Origin of the sequence: Saccharomonospora iraqiensis subsp. paurometabolica YIM 90007 (genome assembly GCF_000231035.2) — a bacterium.
Classification (GTDB): domain Bacteria; phylum Actinomycetota; class Actinomycetes; order Mycobacteriales; family Pseudonocardiaceae; genus Saccharomonospora; species Saccharomonospora paurometabolica.
Genome location: NZ_KI912250.1, coordinates 20005 through 20488 on the forward strand (window position 1 = coordinate 20005; position 484 = coordinate 20488).

A 484-nucleotide genomic window follows, 5' to 3' on the forward strand; every position below is an offset into this window, starting at 1 on the left:
CGACCGGGCCCGGGCGTGGCGTCCGTGGCGGTCCTACGCGGGGCTGTACCTGTGGCGGGCGGCCGGGTCGGTCCGGGCGGGACGCCGGTCGACGTCCGGCCCCACGCCCGCGCTCCCGGAGCACCACCACTCCCGATCTCCTGTCCAGGAAGGATCCGCACCATGAACCACGCACGGTGGAGCACCCACGACACCCCGCTCGGGCCGTTCACCGCGCTCGTCGACCACGAGGGAGCCGTGCTCGCCTCGGGCTGGACCGTCGACGTGTCCGCGCTGTCCGCGCTCGTCGCCCCGGCGCTGGCGCCGTCGGAGCCGCGGCACGCGGCTGATCTCGGGCCGGTCAGCGACGCCGTGCGCCGGTATCACGACGGCGACACCGACGCCGCCGGGACGGTGCCCGTGCGCCAGCACTCCGGCGAGTTCCTCCGGCACGCCTGGGACGTGCTGCGCACCGTGCCCGCCGGCAGGACGGTCTCCTACACCG

1 pseudogene is annotated in these 484 nt (G+C 76.2%); it reads left to right on the forward strand.

What is annotated here, in order from left to right:
• Positions 1-162: 162 nt before the first annotated feature.
• Positions 163-484 (forward strand): annotated as a pseudogene (locus SACPADRAFT_RS34065) (methylated-DNA--[protein]-cysteine S-methyltransferase); the annotation flags it as partial.